This is a genomic window from Brevibacterium sp. NPDC049920, assembly GCF_040656435.1.
GTDB classification, from domain to species: domain Bacteria; phylum Actinomycetota; class Actinomycetes; order Actinomycetales; family Brevibacteriaceae; genus Brevibacterium; species Brevibacterium pityocampae.
This window is the reverse complement of the sequence record NZ_JBFAMF010000003.1, coordinates 18,880-34,643: the sequence shown is the minus strand read 5'-3', so window position 1 is coordinate 34,643 and position 15,764 is coordinate 18,880. Positions and strand designations below refer to the sequence as shown.

At 71.3% G+C, this 15,764-nt stretch carries 14 protein-coding genes; 7 read left to right on the top strand and 7 right to left on the bottom strand.

The features are described from left to right. The first annotated feature begins 31 nt into the window (after positions 1–31). The gene (locus tag AB0I45_RS03445) at positions 32–1,420 is read left to right on the top strand and encodes an MFS transporter (protein ID WP_360316750.1); all 1,389 of its coding nucleotides are present in this window, start codon (positions 32–34) and stop codon (positions 1,418–1,420) included. On the opposite strand, the gene AB0I45_RS03440 is transcribed toward AB0I45_RS03445, so the two are convergent. Beyond that, entirely contained in the window at positions 1,414–2,325 is a 912-nt protein-coding gene (locus AB0I45_RS03440; protein WP_360316747.1) for a glutamate ABC transporter substrate-binding protein, read from the bottom strand. The genes AB0I45_RS03445 and AB0I45_RS03440 overlap by 7 nt on opposite strands. A gap of 147 nt (positions 2,326–2,472) precedes the next feature. On the opposite strand from AB0I45_RS03440, the gene AB0I45_RS03435 reads away from it, so the two are divergent. After that, positions 2,473–2,823, top strand: a complete 351-nt coding sequence (locus AB0I45_RS03435; protein ID WP_137320240.1) for a hypothetical protein — start codon at positions 2,473–2,475, stop codon at positions 2,821–2,823. Next, the gene (locus AB0I45_RS03430; RefSeq protein ID WP_360316743.1) at positions 2,814–3,278 is read left to right on the top strand and encodes a hypothetical protein; all 465 of its coding nucleotides are present in this window, start codon (positions 2,814–2,816) and stop codon (positions 3,276–3,278) included. The genes AB0I45_RS03435 and AB0I45_RS03430 overlap by 10 nt, the downstream gene beginning before the upstream one ends. Before the next feature lie 54 nt (positions 3,279–3,332). On the opposite strand, the gene AB0I45_RS03425 is transcribed toward AB0I45_RS03430, so the two are convergent. Genes AB0I45_RS03425 through AB0I45_RS03415 form a run of 3 tightly spaced genes read right to left on the bottom strand, consistent with a single transcriptional unit; the run spans position 3,333 to position 7,684 of the window. Continuing rightward, positions 3,333–5,021, bottom strand: coding sequence for a hypothetical protein (locus tag AB0I45_RS03425; protein WP_360316740.1), 1,689 nt, complete (start codon positions 5,019–5,021; stop codon positions 3,333–3,335). Positions 5,022–5,030: 9 nt separating this feature from the next. Beyond that, positions 5,031–5,984, bottom strand: a complete 954-nt coding sequence (locus AB0I45_RS03420; protein WP_360316737.1) for a tetratricopeptide repeat protein — start codon at positions 5,982–5,984, stop codon at positions 5,031–5,033. A gap of 56 nt (positions 5,985–6,040) precedes the next feature. Continuing rightward, positions 6,041–7,684: a hypothetical protein gene (locus AB0I45_RS03415; RefSeq protein WP_360316734.1), complete on the bottom strand. Its 1,644-nt coding sequence runs from the start codon at positions 7,682–7,684 to the stop codon at positions 6,041–6,043. A 211-nt stretch (positions 7,685–7,895) separates the two neighbouring features. Between AB0I45_RS03415 and orn the strand changes: the two genes are divergently transcribed. Further along, positions 7,896–8,498, top strand: a complete 603-nt coding sequence (gene orn / locus AB0I45_RS03410) for an oligoribonuclease (protein ID WP_137320243.1) — start codon at positions 7,896–7,898, stop codon at positions 8,496–8,498. A gap of 15 nt (positions 8,499–8,513) precedes the next feature. On the opposite strand, the gene AB0I45_RS03405 is transcribed toward orn, so the two are convergent. Next, complete coding sequence (locus AB0I45_RS03405) at positions 8,514–9,467, bottom strand: hypothetical protein (protein WP_360316731.1); 954 nt, start codon at positions 9,465–9,467, stop codon at positions 8,514–8,516. 130 nt (positions 9,468–9,597) lie between these two features. Between AB0I45_RS03405 and AB0I45_RS03400 the strand changes: the two genes are divergently transcribed. Further along, a complete protein-coding gene (locus tag AB0I45_RS03400; RefSeq protein WP_295690491.1) occupies positions 9,598–11,406 on the top strand; it encodes a glycosyltransferase family 2 protein in 1,809 nt (602 codons plus the stop codon). After that, a complete protein-coding gene (locus AB0I45_RS03395; protein WP_295690488.1) occupies positions 11,328–12,230 on the top strand; it encodes a DMT family transporter in 903 nt (300 codons plus the stop codon). The genes AB0I45_RS03400 and AB0I45_RS03395 overlap by 79 nt, the downstream gene beginning before the upstream one ends. Before the next feature lie 25 nt (positions 12,231–12,255). Here the strand turns inward: AB0I45_RS03395 and AB0I45_RS03390 are convergent, their stop codons facing one another. After that, the gene (locus tag AB0I45_RS03390) at positions 12,256–13,200 is read right to left on the bottom strand and encodes an NADP-dependent oxidoreductase (protein WP_137320246.1); all 945 of its coding nucleotides are present in this window, start codon (positions 13,198–13,200) and stop codon (positions 12,256–12,258) included. Positions 13,201–13,380: 180 nt separating this feature from the next. On the opposite strand from AB0I45_RS03390, the gene AB0I45_RS03385 reads away from it, so the two are divergent. Continuing rightward, positions 13,381–14,622 (top strand): aminotransferase class III-fold pyridoxal phosphate-dependent enzyme, encoded by a 1,242-nt coding sequence (locus tag AB0I45_RS03385; RefSeq protein ID WP_360316726.1) that lies wholly within the window; start codon positions 13,381–13,383, stop codon positions 14,620–14,622. A gap of 100 nt (positions 14,623–14,722) precedes the next feature. Here AB0I45_RS03385 and AB0I45_RS03380 read toward each other — a convergent pair whose 3' ends face one another. Next, the gene (locus tag AB0I45_RS03380; RefSeq protein WP_360316723.1) at positions 14,723–15,679 is read right to left on the bottom strand and encodes a phosphotriesterase-related protein; all 957 of its coding nucleotides are present in this window, start codon (positions 15,677–15,679) and stop codon (positions 14,723–14,725) included. Positions 15,680–15,764: the final 85 nt, after the last annotated feature.

Here is a 15,764-nt window from a genome sequence, read left to right as displayed (position 1 = left end):
CGCGGCCGGGCCTCGTCCTACCATTCCTCTCATGACTTCCACCCCTGCGAGGACCGCCGAGGCCGCTCCGCGCTCGGCCGTCCGGCGCGTCGCGCTGGCCTCGGGCATCGGCAACGCGATCGAGCTGTACGACTTCATCATCTACGGCCTCGCCTCGGCGATCGTGTTCAACCAGGTCTTCTTCGTCACCGAGGACCCGCTCGTCGGCACCCTCATCGCCTTCCTCACCATGGGTGCCGGCTTCCTGTCCCGCCCGCTCGGCGGGCTCGTATTCGGCCACTTCGGCGATCGCCTCGGGCGCAAGTCGATGCTCGTCACCACCCTTACCGCGACCGGCGTGTGCACCTTCCTCATCGGCCTCGTGCCGGCGACCGCCGAGATCGGTCTCGCCGCGCCGTTCATCGTGCTCGCGCTCCGCCTGCTCCAGGGCTTCTTCATGGGCGGGGAGCAGGGCGGCGCCTTCGTCATGGTGACCGAGCACGCCCCGGCCGGCACGAAGTCGTTCTACGGCGGCTGGGCGACGGGCGGCTCCCCGCTCGGCTCGATCCTCGGCACGCTGTCCTTCACGCTCGCGGCCTCGGCCACGGGGGATGCGTTCCTCGACTGGGGCTGGCGGCTGCCGTTCTTCGCCTCCGCCGTCCTCGTGCTCGTCGGTCTCTACATCCGGCTGCGCCTCGACGAGTCGCCCGAGTTCACCGCGCTCGAGCGCACCGACTCGACGGCGGCCGCGCCCCTCGTCGAGGTGGTGCGCACCGCCGGCATGTTCGTGCTCGCCGGGATCCTCCTCAACATGGGCTTCAACCTCACGATCTTCATCATCAACACCTTCTCCATGGCATTCGGCACGGAGGCGCTCGGGATGGAGCGCTCGACGATCCTCGCCGCCGGGCTCATCGGCTCCGCGGTCCACCTCGTCACCTGCCTCACCGCCGCCTATCTGGGTGACCGGCTGGGGATGACGCGGGTGATGGGGATCGGGACCGTGCTCCTCATCGCCTGGGCGTTCCCGTTCTTCTGGTTCTTCTCCTCGGCCACCGCGACGGGTGCCACGATCGCGATCGTCGGCGGCTACGCGTTCGCCGGCATCGTGTGGGGACCCATGGCGTACTGGTTCACCGCACTGTTCGCCCCGCGCTTCCGCTACTCGGGCGTGTCCGTGTCGTTCCAGGTCGGAGCGGTGCTCGGCGGCGGCCTGTCCCCCTCGGTGTCGACCTGGCTGCTCCAGATCTCCGACGGCGCGACCTGGCCGATCTCGGTCTACCTCGTCATCGGCGGCCTGCTCGCCCTCATCGGCCTGACGATGGGCCGGACCCGCATCGCACAGATGCAGCGGCCCGCCGTCGGGCAGGCTGCCGGGCAGCCCCCGGCCCTGCAGTCCTCAGCCCAGCAGCCCTCGGCTCACCGGCCTTCGGCTCAGTAGTCCTCGGTCGCCGGCTGCTCGACACCGCTGCTGTCGCCGAGCGTCGACTCGAAGGCCTCGACCCAGGTGCCGTCCTCGCGCGCCTGCTCGAGGATCTCGTTGATCGCGGTCCGCAGCTCCTGCTCGTCCTTGGGCATGCCGATGCCGTAGGGCTCCTCGGAGAAGGGTTCGCCGACGACCCGCATCTCGTCCCCGTACTGTGCGGCGTACCCGCGCAGGATCGAGTCGTCGGTGGTGACGGCGTCGACGTTGCCGGCCTGCAGGTCGTTGATGCACTTGGGGTAGGCGTCGTAGGTCACGAGGTCGGCCTCGGGGTAGTCGGTCTCGATCCGCATCGCGGTGGTCGAGGCGTCCGCGGAGCACACCGTGGTCCCGGCGAGGTCGTCGGGACCGTTGATCTCCGAATCCGCGAGGACGAGCAGGTCCTGGCCCGCCATGTAGTAGGGGCCGGCGAAGTCGATGACCTGCTTGCGCTCGTCCTTGATCGTGTAGCTCGCGACGACGAGGTCGACGGTGCGCTGCTGGAGGAACGGCTCGCGGTTGGGCGTGACGGTCTCGATGAACTCGATGTCCTCGGGAGCGAATCCGATCCCCGCGGCGACGAGCTTCGCGATCTCGACGTCGAAGCCCTCGGGCAGCTCGGAGCCGACCTCGACGTTGGCGAGCCCCGGCTGGTCGTACTTGACGCCGATCCGGATCGTCCCGCGCTCGCTCGCGACCTTCCATGTCTCGGACTCCTCGAGGGAGAAGTCGTCGGCGACGGTGTACTCCGGGGTGTCGCCGCCGGCCGCGCCGCCCTCTCCGGATCCTTCACCGCCGGGAGTGCCGGACTGCCCGCAGCCCGCGAGCGCGAGTGCGAGTGCTCCCGTCGCCGCCAGCGCTGTGATCCACCGTGTGCGCGTCATCGCCATCTCCCGCGCCCCTTGTCCCCGAGTCTGCACCGCACGTGCGGCCCTGCAGTGATTGTGACATCGACCACACCTGCCTCCGGGGACCTGGTGGCGATCGTTGCCCCTTCGTGATCCGCTGCGCGCCCTCGGTAGACTGGTCCGGTGCTCACTGCCCTGACCTATCTGCTCTTCGCGTACTCTGCGGTCCTCACCGTGTGGGCGCTCGTCCTCACGATCCGGAACACCGCTGCGGGCAAGGGGCTGCTCGGCGCGACCGGCGGCCTGCTCGTGCTCCTCATCGTGCAGCTCGTCGTGTCGATCGCGCTGTGGGGCCGGGCCGACGGCACCGATCCGCTGCTCTTCTTCGGCTACCTCTTCACCGCGCTGCTGCTCGTCCCGCTCGCCGGGTTCTGGGCGTTCGCGGAGCTCAGCCGCTGGGGGCCTGCCGTGGTCGCCGCCGCGGCGGTCACCGTGTTCGTCATGATCGAGAGGATGGACCAGATTTGGCTCTGAGGACGCGCCGCTCCGCACCCGGCACCGCCGGCACGGCCACCGGTGGGCGACCGGGCTGGTCGGCCATGCACTCCGGTCCCGGCCGGGCGCTCACCGCCGTCTACGGCGTGTTCGCCCTCGCCGCGTCCGCGCGCGCCGGGTACCAGATCATCCGCGAGTTCGACGAGGCGCCGACCGCCTACACGCTGTCGGCCGTCGCGGCGGTCGTCTACATCATCGCCACGGTGTGCCTGGTCATCGGCAACCGCACCACCCACCGGATCGCGATCGCGTCCTGCCTCATCGAGCTTCTCGGAGTGCTCGTCGTCGGCGTGCTGAGCTTCACCCATCCCGAGGTGTTCCGGGCCCCCAGCGTGTGGTCCGGGTTCGGGATCGGGTACGGATTCATCCCGCTCGTGCTCCCGGTCGTCGGCCTGTGGTGGCTGGCACGCGTCGACCACCGGGTGCGCGGCTGAGACCGCTCGGTCGCCGCCACGGACGGTCCGGTCCTCGCGGCGGCGCAGCCCCGCTCAGTCCTCGGAGGTCTGCGAGGACAGAAGGAACCAGTCGGAGCCGTACACGGTGTTCTCCGCGCCGGCGCTCGTGAGCAGGTAGGGCAGGGAGGCGTCGATCTGCACGGTGTTGCCGCCGCCGTCGTTCGTCATCACGGCTTCGACGGCAGTGCCCATGTCGATCGAGAAGTCCCCGGGGACCGAGAGCGTGATCGTGCACTGCACCTCGCCGAAGGACACGGCACCGGCCTCCGTCTCGAGCGCGTAGGTGCTCAGCGGCACCTCGGTGTACGGCTCGCATGTCACCCCGACGTCCTCGAAGGCGTTGTCGCCCTCGGAGAACTGGTCGACGTACTCGCGGAAGCTCGAGAAGGTGTCGGTCGGGTAGGCGAACTCGACCGGGCTCTCCGGCAGCGTCCCGGTCTCGAGGAACCCGTCGAGCTGCGCGGCGGCGGCCGCCGCCACGTCCTGGTGCGCATCGGGTGCGAGGGGCACCGCGCCGTCGCTGCCGGCGAGCAGGGTGGGCACGGCTTCGCGCGGGACGAACAGCGACTGGGCGGCCTTCCAGTCCTCGGCGGCGGACTCGCGGGTGACGAGCATCGCCTGCACGGACTCGCCCTCCCCCGGGTCGCCGAACCCGATGAACCACATCGGGTACTCGTCGAACATCGGCCCGCCGGCGACGACCTCGGTGAAGGCCACCGCTGACAGCGTCTGCTCCTCGGCGCGGGCGATGAGCACCTCGGCGCGGGTGCGCCCGAGCAGCGGCCCGGTCTGGATGCCGTCGAGCTCCTCCTGGTCCCCGGCGAGGGTCGCGTCGAGCGCCTCGGTGTAGTCCGTCATGAAGGTCCCGGCATCGCCCGGGCGCAGCGCCGGCCGCTCGTACGGGGTGAGCTCCGGCTCGGCGGGCTGGGCGATCGGCAGGGGCAGCTGGGTGCAGCCGGACAGCACGAGGGCCATCGCCGAGGCGCCGACCGCGGTGCCACCGAGTCGTCCGGGCCTCCTGCCGGGCCGCCGGGCAGGCGCCGGGCGGTCGCCACTGCCCTTGCCTGTGCCCCGGCCATCGCCTGTGCCCTTGCGCTTGGGGAGCTTGGGCGGCGGGCGGAGCCGGGTGTTCCACCGGCGGAGCAGGAGGAACGCGGCGAGCCCGAAGGCGAGCACTGCGACTGCGAAGCCGAGCAGGGTGAAGCCGAACACCCCTTCCACGTCCATGCTCAGCCGCACCGTGGTGCCGTCGAGGGTGACATCCGGGTCCGCCGGCGCGATGACGACCATCTGCGGTGCGGCATCGAGGTCGAAGCGATGGGTCACGGCGGTGCCGGTGTCGCTCGCCAGCCACCAGTCGCGGGTGGCCGCGGCCGTCACCGGCTGCGGCTCGCCGGGGACGGACCGGTGGCTCAGCGCACCGGGGAACTCGACGCCGGTGATCGTCTCGTGGGCGACGCCGGTGAGGTAGTTCTCGGTGTCGACGCCGCTCGCGGTGCCGATGAACAGCTCGGTGTCGCTCTCGGCCGTGATCGTGGCGGTGGTCCCCTCGTAGGGCACCTGCTGCTCGTCGAGCACGATGGCGTAGGTGCCGTCCGCGACGGTGAAGGGCTCGGTCTCGGTGACGTCGTCGGTGCCGGTCACCGCGACGGCGGAGACCGCGAGCGCGGTCACCGCGAGTCCGATGACCGCGCACAGGGCGGCCAGGATGAGGCGCAGCATCCGGTCCCTCTAGAACAGGGCCCGCATGAGGCGGGCGCGGGCCTTGACGACGCGCGGATCGGTGCCCCCGACGACCTCGAACAGCTCGAGCAGACGGACCCGCACGGTCTCCTTCTCCTCCCCCGCGCTCGTCGTGAGGACGGTGAGGAGGCGGGAGAACGCGTCGTCGACGTGCCCGCCGGCGAGGTCGAGGTCGGCGCAGTCGAGCGCGGCGGGCACCGAGCGCGGGTCGGCGGCCGCGGCATCCCGCACGGCCTGGGGGTCGAGGTCGCGGGTGCGCTGGAGGAGGCCGACCCGGGCGAGCCCGACCTTCGCGTCCTCGTCGGCGGGTGCCTCGGCGAGGGCCTTCCGGTAGACCTCGGCGGCGGTGTCGAGGTCGCCGGCCTCGAGCGCGGCGAGCGCCTCCGGGTGGGCGGGTTCGGGTTCGGCCGCGGTCTGGCCGCGCGGCACCGCGATCTTCGTCATCCCGGCCTGTGCGGCGGCCTGGAGGAGCTGGTCGAAGACCTGGCGCACCTGGGGCTCGGGCTGCGCGCCCTGGAACAGCGGCACCGGCTGGCCCTGGACGATCGCGACGACGGTCGGAATCGACTGCACCTGGAACATCTGCTGGATGCGCGGGTTCGCGTCGACATCGACCTTGGCGAGCACCACCCGGCCGCCGAGGTCGGCCACCACTCGGTCGAGGACCGGGGAGAGCTGCTTGCACGGCCCGCACCAGTCGGCCCACAGGTCGATGACGACGGGGACGTCGGAGGAGAGCTGCACGACGTCGTTGAAGGTCTCCTCGGTGACGTCGAAGACGAGGGCGGGGACCTCGACGGCGTTGTCCGGCAGGGCACCGCCGGCCGCGTCACCGGTCGTCGGGGCGGTGGCGCCGTGCTGGGTGCGCACAGCGGAGAGATCGAGCCCCTGCTGCGGCTGGGCGGGAGATTGCGGATCCGGGTGCTGGGGCGGCTGCGTCACGGGATGTCCTTTCGGGCGGTGTCGGCGGGCGGATGGTTCGGCGGGCCGGGGTGGGATCAGCGGGCGAGCTCGGCGTCGGCGAGCACATCGGAGACGCCGACGAGGGCGATCTGCGCGTTGCCGTCGGCGGGGACGGTGAACGACACGACCTGGAGGTTCTTCGTCACGAGCTTCCGGCTCGTCGTGCTCTCCCCGACGATCGACTTCTGCGGCTCGGGGATCGTCAGCGAGCCGGTGCGGCCCTCGACGGACTCCGGGGCGATCGTCGTCGTCACGGTGATGAGCCCGGTGACGATCGCACCGCCGTCGGCGGTCTGCTGGGCAGCGAGCTGGTTGCCCTCGGCCGGGGCGTACTCGAACTCGATGGTGCCGTTGCCCTCGGACAGCGCCTCGCGCTGGGAGGTCTGCGCGCGCTCCACCTGCTTCCGGAAGGCGTCCTCGGCGAAGTCACCGGCGAAGCGGGAGTCGTCGCCGTTCTGGAGCACGTCGGCGTAATGGCGCACGGTGTCCTCCGGAGTCTTCTTCAGACCCGCCTGGTCCGGTGCCAGGAGCTGGGACCCCTGGCGCGCATCGGCGACCTCGGGGATCGCCGCACCGGGCAGCAGCACGCTCTGCGACCACAGCTTGTAGTCGGCGCGCGCGTTCTCCTGCGACAGCACGAGGAGCTGCGATTGGCCGGACCCGCTGTCGGAGGTGATCGCGCTCGTCACGCGCGGCCACTGGTCCGTCGCCGAGGTGAAGTTCACAGTGATCGATTCGGCAGCGACCGCCGGGGGCAGCTCGTAGTCCTCCGCCTTGTCCTTGACGGCGTAGGCGGACTGCCGCTGCTCGAGGAACGGCCCGGCCGCGCGGGCGGCGAGGGCATCGGCATGGAGCTGCTCATCGGAGGCGGCGACGGAGTCCGCGATCTCCGTGATGGCGCGCTCGAGCTGGGCATCGGTGACGACGGCGGGCGCGGTCTCCGGCGGGTCCGAGGGCGCGGGCGTCGGCAGCTCGACGGGACCGCCGCAGCCGGCGAGCGCGATGACGGGGACGATCGCGAAGGCGGCTCCGGTCTCCGCGAGCCTGCGGCGCCGCTCGCGGCGGGCCTCCCGGCGCTGCTTCTCCTTCTGCGCGCGGCGCAGGTCCATGAAGCCGAGCACGAGGCCGAGCGCGACGAGGATCCCGCCGATGATCATGAGCGGCAGCGCCCACGGGGTCTCGGCGTGGTTGGGCCAGCTGATCTCCACGGAGGAGGCTGCGGGCGATTCGCCGTCGGAGGCGATGAGGAACGCGGTGCGCGCGGGCTCGGAGTCCCAGTCGAGGACGATCTCGCCCTCGCCGCTGAGCTGGGACTCGAACAGGTCGCCGTTCGCCGGGTCCGCGGTCTCGCCCTCGCCGCCGCCGGTCTCGACCGCCAGGGTCGATTCGTCGGCGAGCCCGGTGATGCGCGAGTGCGGGGTCTCCCCCACCCAGATGTCGATGTTCTCCTTCGAGGCCTGCGACAGCGTGAGCTCGCCCTCGCCCTGCACGGTGAGCGTGGCCGGCGTGTCGTAGAGGTTGAGCACCCCCGGCTCGATGACGAGCAGCGGGCCCCGCTCGCTCAGCGAGGCGGAGGCCGTGATCGTCTCGTCCGGTGCCCAGACGGTCTGCTGCAGGATGCCGATCGCGCCGACGATCAGACCGGCGACGATGAGCAGTCCCGAGACAACGTAGCGCACGCATTCCCCTTCGTCGTAGCCGCGCAGGGCATCCGCCGCGTGCGCGTTCCTCAGTCTAGAGGACGGGTCCGCCGAGCGTGCGGAACCCTGCCCCGGAGGACGGCAGTCCACGGTACACACCCCGCCTGACATTTCGATGACAGCGCCCGTGGCGCACCTCACACCGGCTCGCCTCCGGTGTCCTCACCGGTCGACGACGTAGGATCGAGGCGTGGCTACCGACAGAATCGTATGGATCGACTGCGAGATGACCGGCCTCGAGGTCGGCACCGATGAGCTCATCGAGGTCGCCTGTCTGGTGACGGACTTCGACCTCGGGATCGTCGACGAGGGCGTCGACGTCGTCGTCAAGCCCTCGCAGGCGGCGCTCGACAACATGAACGCGTTCGTCACCGGGATGCACACGACCTCCGGGCTGCTCCCGCTGCTCGACGACGGGGTCACCGTCGCCGAGGCGCAGGACACCGTCCTCGATTACATCCGCTCCCATGTCAAGGAGCCGGGGAAGGCCCCGCTCGGCGGCAACTCCGTGGGCACCGACAAGACCTTCCTGTCGGTGCAGATGCCCGAGCTCGTCGACCACCTGCACTACCGGATCATCGACGTGTCCTCGATCAAGGAGCTCGCCAAGCGCTGGTTCCCCAAGGCCTACTTCAACGCCCCGGGGAAGACCGGCGGCCACCGTGCGCTCGGCGACATCAAGGACTCGATCGCCGAACTCGCCTACTACCGCGAGATCGTCTTCCGTACCGAGGGGCCGACGAGCGACGAGGCGATCGCCGCCGCCCGCCGGGTGTCGTCCGACCAGGGCTGAGGCGCCGACCCGCGCCTACGCCCGGTCGGCCTGCTCCCGGCTGGTGAGACCCGAGCCGGTGGCGAACAGCTTCTGCGGGAACGCGCCCTGGGCGACGAGGATCTTCGCGAAGTCCTTCGCCTGCCCGTCGAGCTCCGCGAGGCGCTCGTCCGACAGCGCCTCCCACGACAGCGCGACCGAGGCGTCGGTCGCCTGCTCGATCTCCTCGCGCAGCGCCGCGGCCTCGTCGGTGATCCGGGCCTCGTCCCCGGCACCGAGCACGAGTCCGCGCTCGCGCAGCGACTCGACCGCGGCGTTCCACTCCTCCTCCGACCAGCCGCGGCTCTTGCGCGCGGCGGACGGACGGAACGAGGTACCGGTGAGGCAGTGGAGGACGATCGCCTCGAGCCCGGACAGGTCGTGGGTGACGAGGGCGCCGATGTGTCCGTCCCCGCGGTACTCGCGCAGCAGCGTCGCCGCGCTCCACAGGTCGAGGAACGGCTGCACGGCGGGATCCTGGGCCTGCACGCCCGGCGCGAGCGCCTCCTGGTGGGCGGCGAACAGCGTCCGGCCGTCGGGTAGCAGAGCGGTGAGCACAGGGTCGAGTGCGTCGACGAGGTGCTGGGCGAGCGCGGGCAGCTCCGGGCTGCGACCGCCCGGCGCCTCGGGTCCGAAGGCGCCGGCGAGGAACTGCTCCACCCCGGCCAGGCGCGCGGCGTGCACTGTCTCCGGGGCGGCGGTGTCCCAGCACTCCGGAACGAACCGGCGGATGTAGGCCGGGTTGAAGCTGTAGAAGGTCGCCGCGACCACGGAGGCCGGGACCCGGCCGAGCGGGGCTGCGCGCCCGGCGAAGTAGATCGCCGAGGGGTGCGTCACCCCGGTGCCGGCGATCGCCTCGCCGACGGGGCGGGCGAAGTACGTGGCCGAGTGGACGGATTCGACGCGCTTGGACAGTCGGCGGATGAGGTCGCGCCGTTGGGAGTTCACCATGTGCCCACCCTACTGAGCAGTGATCCGCATCACCACTCCCCGGCCCGGCGCACCGGTCGTACAAGCAGATTTCATCTGTTCGGCAGGTCCGCGCCACCGCGTGCACCGCTGCCGGTCCGACCCTGGTCCCATGACCGTCCTGCCGCCGCACGCCCGGACCGGATTCCCCACCGCACCCCGCTCGCGGGTGGGGCCCGCCGACCTGGAGATCCCGCTCGGGGCCCGCAGCCGGCTCTACCGGGCGTTCGAGATCCTCCCCGGCGCGGTGAGCATCTCCGCGATCCTCCTCGTGTTCGTCGTGCCTCTCGTGTCGCCACGGGCGGGAGCGGTCTACGTGCTGTGCGTCGTCGGGGTGATGTTCCTCCGCGCGATCCGCGGCTCGGTCGACCTCGCCCGCGGCTACACCCGGTTCCGCGCCTCGGCCCGCGTCGACTGGGCCGCTCGGCTCCGCGACATCGGACGCACTCTCGAGGGCCGGAGAGTGCCGGCGAGCCCGCCCCATGCCTTCCGCGCCGAGCGGCACCGTGCGCTCCTCGCGCAGGTCGCCGCGCACCCTGAGCGCTACCCGCACCCGGCATCGCTCGTCCACGCGGTGGTCGTCGCCGCGTACAACGAGTCGTACTCGGTCATCGCCCCGACGCTGCGCACCCTGGCCTGCAGCTCCACGCCGGGCGAGCAGATGTGGATCGTGTTCGCCTACGAGGAGCGCGGCGGTGCGGAGATGGAGCACACCGCCCAGCGGCTGCGCGCGGAGTTCGGCCACCGCTTCGCGGTCTTCGAGCTCGTACGGCACCCGCGCGACCTGCCCGGTGAGATCGCCGGCAAGGGCGCGAACATCACGCATGCCGGACAGCACCTCCAGGCGCTCGCCGTGCGGCGCGGGGTCGCCGCGGAGTCCGTCCTCGTCACCACTCTCGACTGCGACAACAAGCCGTACGAGAGCTACTTCGACTACGTCGCCTACGAGTACATCGCCTGCCTCGAGCGGAAGCGACGCGCCTTCCAGCCGATCAGCCTGTACCTCAGCAACATCTGGGACGCCCCGGCCGTCACCCGCGTCATCGCCTCGGCGAACTGCTTCTGGAACCTCACGTGCACGGTGCGGCCGTTCTCGCTGCGGAACTTCGCCTCGCACACCCAGCCGCTCGATGCGCTCGTCGAGATGGGCTTCTGGTCCACCCGCACGATCGTCGAGGACGGCCACCAGTTCTGGCGCTCGTACTTCCACTTCGAGGGCGACTACGCGGTAGTGCCGATCCACGTCCCGATCCACCAGGACGCGGTCCTGGCCGGCACCCTGCGGCAGACCATGGGCGCCCAATTCAGGCAGCTGAGCCGCTGGTCCTACGGGGCCTCCGACATCGCCTACGTCGCCGCCGGCGTGTTCGGCGCGCAGCGGCGGGTCCCGCTGCTGCGGAGCACCCTCCATCTCCTCACCCTGCTCGAGGGACACGTGACGCTCGCCTGCGTGTCGGTGATCATCGCGCTCGGCGGCTGGACCCCGTTCCTCATCATGCGCCGGACCGGGGGTGCGGATGCGCTGGTGAGCCAGATGCCGCTGCTCGTCGGGATGATCCAGCAGATCGCGATGATCAGCCTGCTGATCTCGCTCGTCGTGTTCTGGAACCTCCTGCCGCCGCGCCCCGTGCGCTACGGGCCGGCGCGCAGCGTCGCGATGCTCGCCCAGTGGCTCCTCTACCCCGCGACGATCCTCGGCTACAACGCGACCACCGCGCTGTACTCCCAGAGCAGACTGCTGCTGGGCCGGTACCGGGAGCGGTTCGAGGTCACCGAGAAGGTCGCCGGCGGCGGGGCCGGGATCCCTGCAGCCGGGCGGGTGCGGCTGGGTACAGTGGGGCTGTGCGCGATGCCCGGTACTACCTCTTCCTCGTCCTCGCCAACGCGTTCTGGGCGGGCAACTTCGTCGTCGGCGGACTGATCGCCGACTCCGTCTCCCCGCTCTTCCTCACCACGGTCCGCTGGGTGCTGGCGACCGTGCCGCTGTTCGTCCTCGCCGCGTTCGTCGAGAAGCCGGACTGGAAGGCGGTGTTCGCCGAGTGGCGGCTCCACGTGCTGCTCAGCTGCCTCGGGCTCATCGGCTACGCGCTCTTCACCTATCTGGCGCTCGCCCACACCTCCTCGGTGTCGGCCTCGCTGCTCAACTCGGTGGGCCCTGCGCTCATCGCGGTCGTCGCCGTCCTCGTCGCCCGGGAGCGGCTGACCGGGGCGGCGGTGCTCGGGCTCGCGCTCTCCCTGCTCGGCGCGGTGATCGTGCTCGTGCGCTTCGACGGCGGCGGGGTCGGGCTCGACCTCGGCATCGGCACCCTGTTCATGCTCGTCGCGGTGAGCGTGTTCGTCGTCTACACGGTGCTCGGCCGGTTCCTGACCTCCCCGCCGGTGTCGGCGACCGCCGTCCAGGCGCTCTTCGCCTCGGCGGTGCTCGTGCCGGCGACGCTGGTGCTCGGGGCACCCGGCCCGGCGGACGGGATCACGTGGCTCGGGGTCGTCTACATCGGGATCTTCCCGTCCGCGCTGTCCTACCTCATGTGGAACCTCGCGGTGCGTGGGATCGGGGCGGCGCGCGCCGGGGTCTACCTCAACCTCGTGCCGTTCTTCACCGCGATCATCGGCCTCTTCATCGGCGACCCGATCACGGGGATCCAGGTGCTCGGCGGGATGCTCATCGTCGCCGGCGTCGTCATCACCTCACGCCGGCCGAAGGCGGCGGGGACTCCGCCCGCCCCGTCCGGCTCCCCGGGTTGAGACGTCTGACCCAGGTGCGCCGGGCTCAGTCGGCCCAGACTGCCAGGTCGAGGACGAGCCGTCCGCGGACACCGCCCTGCTCGAACCGGGCGTGCGCCTCGGCGGCCTGCTCCGGCGGGTGCACGTCGGCGACGACGAGCTCGAGGGTGCCGTCCTCGACCGCAGTGCGGAGGTCCTCGAGCAGCGCGCGGGAGCCGTACTCGGTGACGACGGCCGTGCGGCGGAACCGGATGTCGCGCTCCCCCGTCCCCTTCCAGAACCGCACCGCGGCGTAGCCGCCGCCGTCGCGCACCGCGGGCACCGCCTTCTCGTCCATCACCGCGGCGTCGATGAGCCCGTCGACGCCGTCGGGGACGATCGCCCGGATCCGGTCGGCGACATCGTCGCCGCGCTCGACCACGTGATCCGGGCCCGCGGACTCCACGAGTGCGCGGTCCTTGTCCGCCGCGTCGGCGATCACCGAGAGGCCGGCGCGCTTCGCCAGGCGCACCGCGTACTGGCCGAGGGTGCCGGCCGCCCCGGTGACGGCGAGCGTCTGTCCGGGTGAGAGCTCGAGCTTGGCGAGCGCCTGGAGCGCGGTGAGGCCGTTCATCGGCAGGGTGGCCGCCTGCTGCAGGCTCGCCCCCTCCGGGATCCGCACGAGCGCGTCGTCGGCGGCGACGAGGAGCTCGGCGTAGGCCCCGCCGTGCTCGCTCACCGGGACGGCCATCGTCATGACCTCCTCGCCCACCTGCCAGGCGCTGCCCTCGCCGACCTCGTCGACGACTCCGGCGGCATCCATGCCGGGGACGTAGGGCGGGGTGAGGCTGCTGACGTCCTGCACCCCGGCGCGGAACGTCGTGTCGGTGGGGTTGACGGCTGCGGCGTGGACGCGGATGCGCGCCTCGCCCGGACCCGGGTGGGGTTCCGGCACGTCGTGGACGGCGAGGGCGCTGGGCCCTCCGAACTCGGTGACTCCGATGACCTTCATACCCTGGGCAACCACGGCGGGCGCGCACGCATTCCTCATCCCGTGCCGCGTTCCGCATGCCGGGATTGACCCGCCGAACGGGGCGGGCGAGACTGGACGGGACAGCACGCATCGCAGCGCGCACGCCGCAGAGCACGAGGCGCACGCCGCAGCGCACATCGAGTCGAGGAGGACCGCACAATGGCGCATCGGGTATGGAACGGGCAGGCGCAGATGCCGTCGGTCATGGATTCCCAGATCGAGATCGTCAAGGGCGAGGGCTCCTACGTGTGGGACGCGCAGGGGAAGAAGTACTTCGACGGCTCGGCGAGCCTCTGGTACGCGAACATCGGCCACGGCCGCACGGAGCTCGCCGAGGCCGCCTACAAGCAGATGCTCGAGCTCGAGACCTACCACACCTTCGGACGGTTCATCAACGAGCCGGCGCGCACCCTGGCCGACCGGCTCGCGGCGATGTCGCCGATCGAGAACCCCAAGGTGATCTTCAACTCCGGCGGCTCGGACGCGATCGACGTCGCCTGCAAGCTCGCCCGCCGCTACTGGCAGGCCGTCGGGGAGACCGAGCGCACGGTCATCGTGTCCCGCGACACCTCCTACCACGGGCTCCACGCCTTCGGCACCGCGATCGCCGGCCTCGAGCCCAACCGCGAGGGCTACGGCACCGAGTCGCTCGTGCCCGACACCGTCCGGGTGTCGGCGAACGACCCGGCGCGCCTCGAGGAGCAGATCCGCGCGATCGGCCCGCAGCGCATCGCCGCGTTCGTCGCCGAGCCGGTGATCGGCGCCGGCGGCGTCATCGGGCCCGCGGACGGCTACTTCGAGACCGTGCAGCGCCTGGCGAAGGAGCACGGCTTCCTCTTCATCGCCGACGAGGTCATCACCGGGTTCGGCCGCACCGGGAAGATGTTCGCCTCGGAGCGGTACTCCCTCGACCCCGACATCCACACCATGGCCAAGGGCCTGACCTCCGGCTACGCACCGCTCGGCGGGATCCAGATCGCCGAGCGCGTGTGGGAGCCGTTCTTCACCGGGGGCGAGGAGGCGCCGGCCTTCCGGCACGGCGTCACCTACTCCGGGCACGCCACCGCCTGCGCCGTGGCGCACGCCAACCTCGACGTGCTCGAGCGGGAGGACCTCGTCGACCGTGCCGGCAAGCTCGAGGACGTCCTCGCCACGGAGCTCGACACCCTCGTGGGCGTCGACGGGATCGCCGAGGTGCGCTCGCGGGCCGGATTCCTCGGCGCGGTGAAGTTCACCGAGGACCTCGTCAGCGAGACGATCGTGCGCCGGGCCGCGGAGCGCGGCGTGATCCTCCGGGCGCTGCCGGACAACGCGCTGCAGATCTCCCCGCCCTTCGTCGCCGAGCCCGAGGACCTCGCGCTCACCGTGTCGGCGATCCGCGAGTCGGTCGCGGAGGGCTGAGGCCTCACCGCCACCACGACAGGGCCCCGGCGAGCACGACTGCTCGCCGGGGCCCTGTCAGCTGCTGCTCGACCCGCCTTCCCCGGTAGGCCCGCAGCTCCTACTCGAAGTAGCGCCGCGGGTTCGCCACGAGCATCATGTCGATGTCGGCCTCGGTGACCCCGCGCTCGCGCAGCGCCGGCAGCACGTCCTCGCTGATGTGGCGGAAGTTCCACTTCGGCACCGCCTGGACCTTCGCCTCGGCGTCGAACCAATCGATGAAGCACGAGGCGTCGTGGGCAAGCACCACCCTGTCGGTGTACCCCCGGCGCACGAGCTCGGCCACGGTGTCGACGCGCTGCTCGAACGGCAGGAGCACGTCGAGGCCGAACCGGTCCATACCGAGCAGCGAGCCCTTGTCCGCGACCCGCATGAGGTAGTCGAGGTCGGTCGTGTCGCCCGAATGGCCGATGACGACCTTGGTGAGGTCCGCGCCGATGTCGGCGAGCACCTCCTGGGCGACGAGGCCGGAGCCGGTGTGCGGGTTCGTGTGCACGGTGATCGGCGCGCCGGTCCGCGCCGACGCCTCGCCGACCGCCCGCATCACCCGCTCGACGCCGCGCGTGAGGCCCTGCTCCTCGATCGCGCACTTGAGGAAGGCCGCGCGGACCCCGGTGTCGGCGATCCCCTCGGTGAGGTCGCGGACGAAGAGATCGACGAGCGGCTCGGGCACGTCGAACAGGAGCCCGGGACCGGTGTAGTGGAACTGGAATGGGATCTCGTTGTACGTGTAGAGGCCCGTCGCGGCGACGATCTGCAGGTCGGTGCCGGCGGCCACCTGCTGGATGCGCGGGATGTAGCGGCCGAGCCCGAGCACGGTGGGGTCGAGGATCGTGTCGCTCCCGAGCTCCTTGAGCTCCTGGAGATCCCGCTGCGCCTGAGCGACGCGGGCGTCCTCGTCCCAGTCCTGATAGTTGATCCGGTGCTCCTCGCCGAGCACGAAGACATGCTCGTGGACGAGCGTCCGTCCGAGGTCCGCGCTGTCGATCGGTCCCGTCACCGTCTGCACCTGTGCCATACCGTCTCCTCATCGAGTGGACGCGACGGTCGGATGGCCGCCGCCGGTGATCCACGTCACATCTTGGATCGCGGTCGCCCACCAG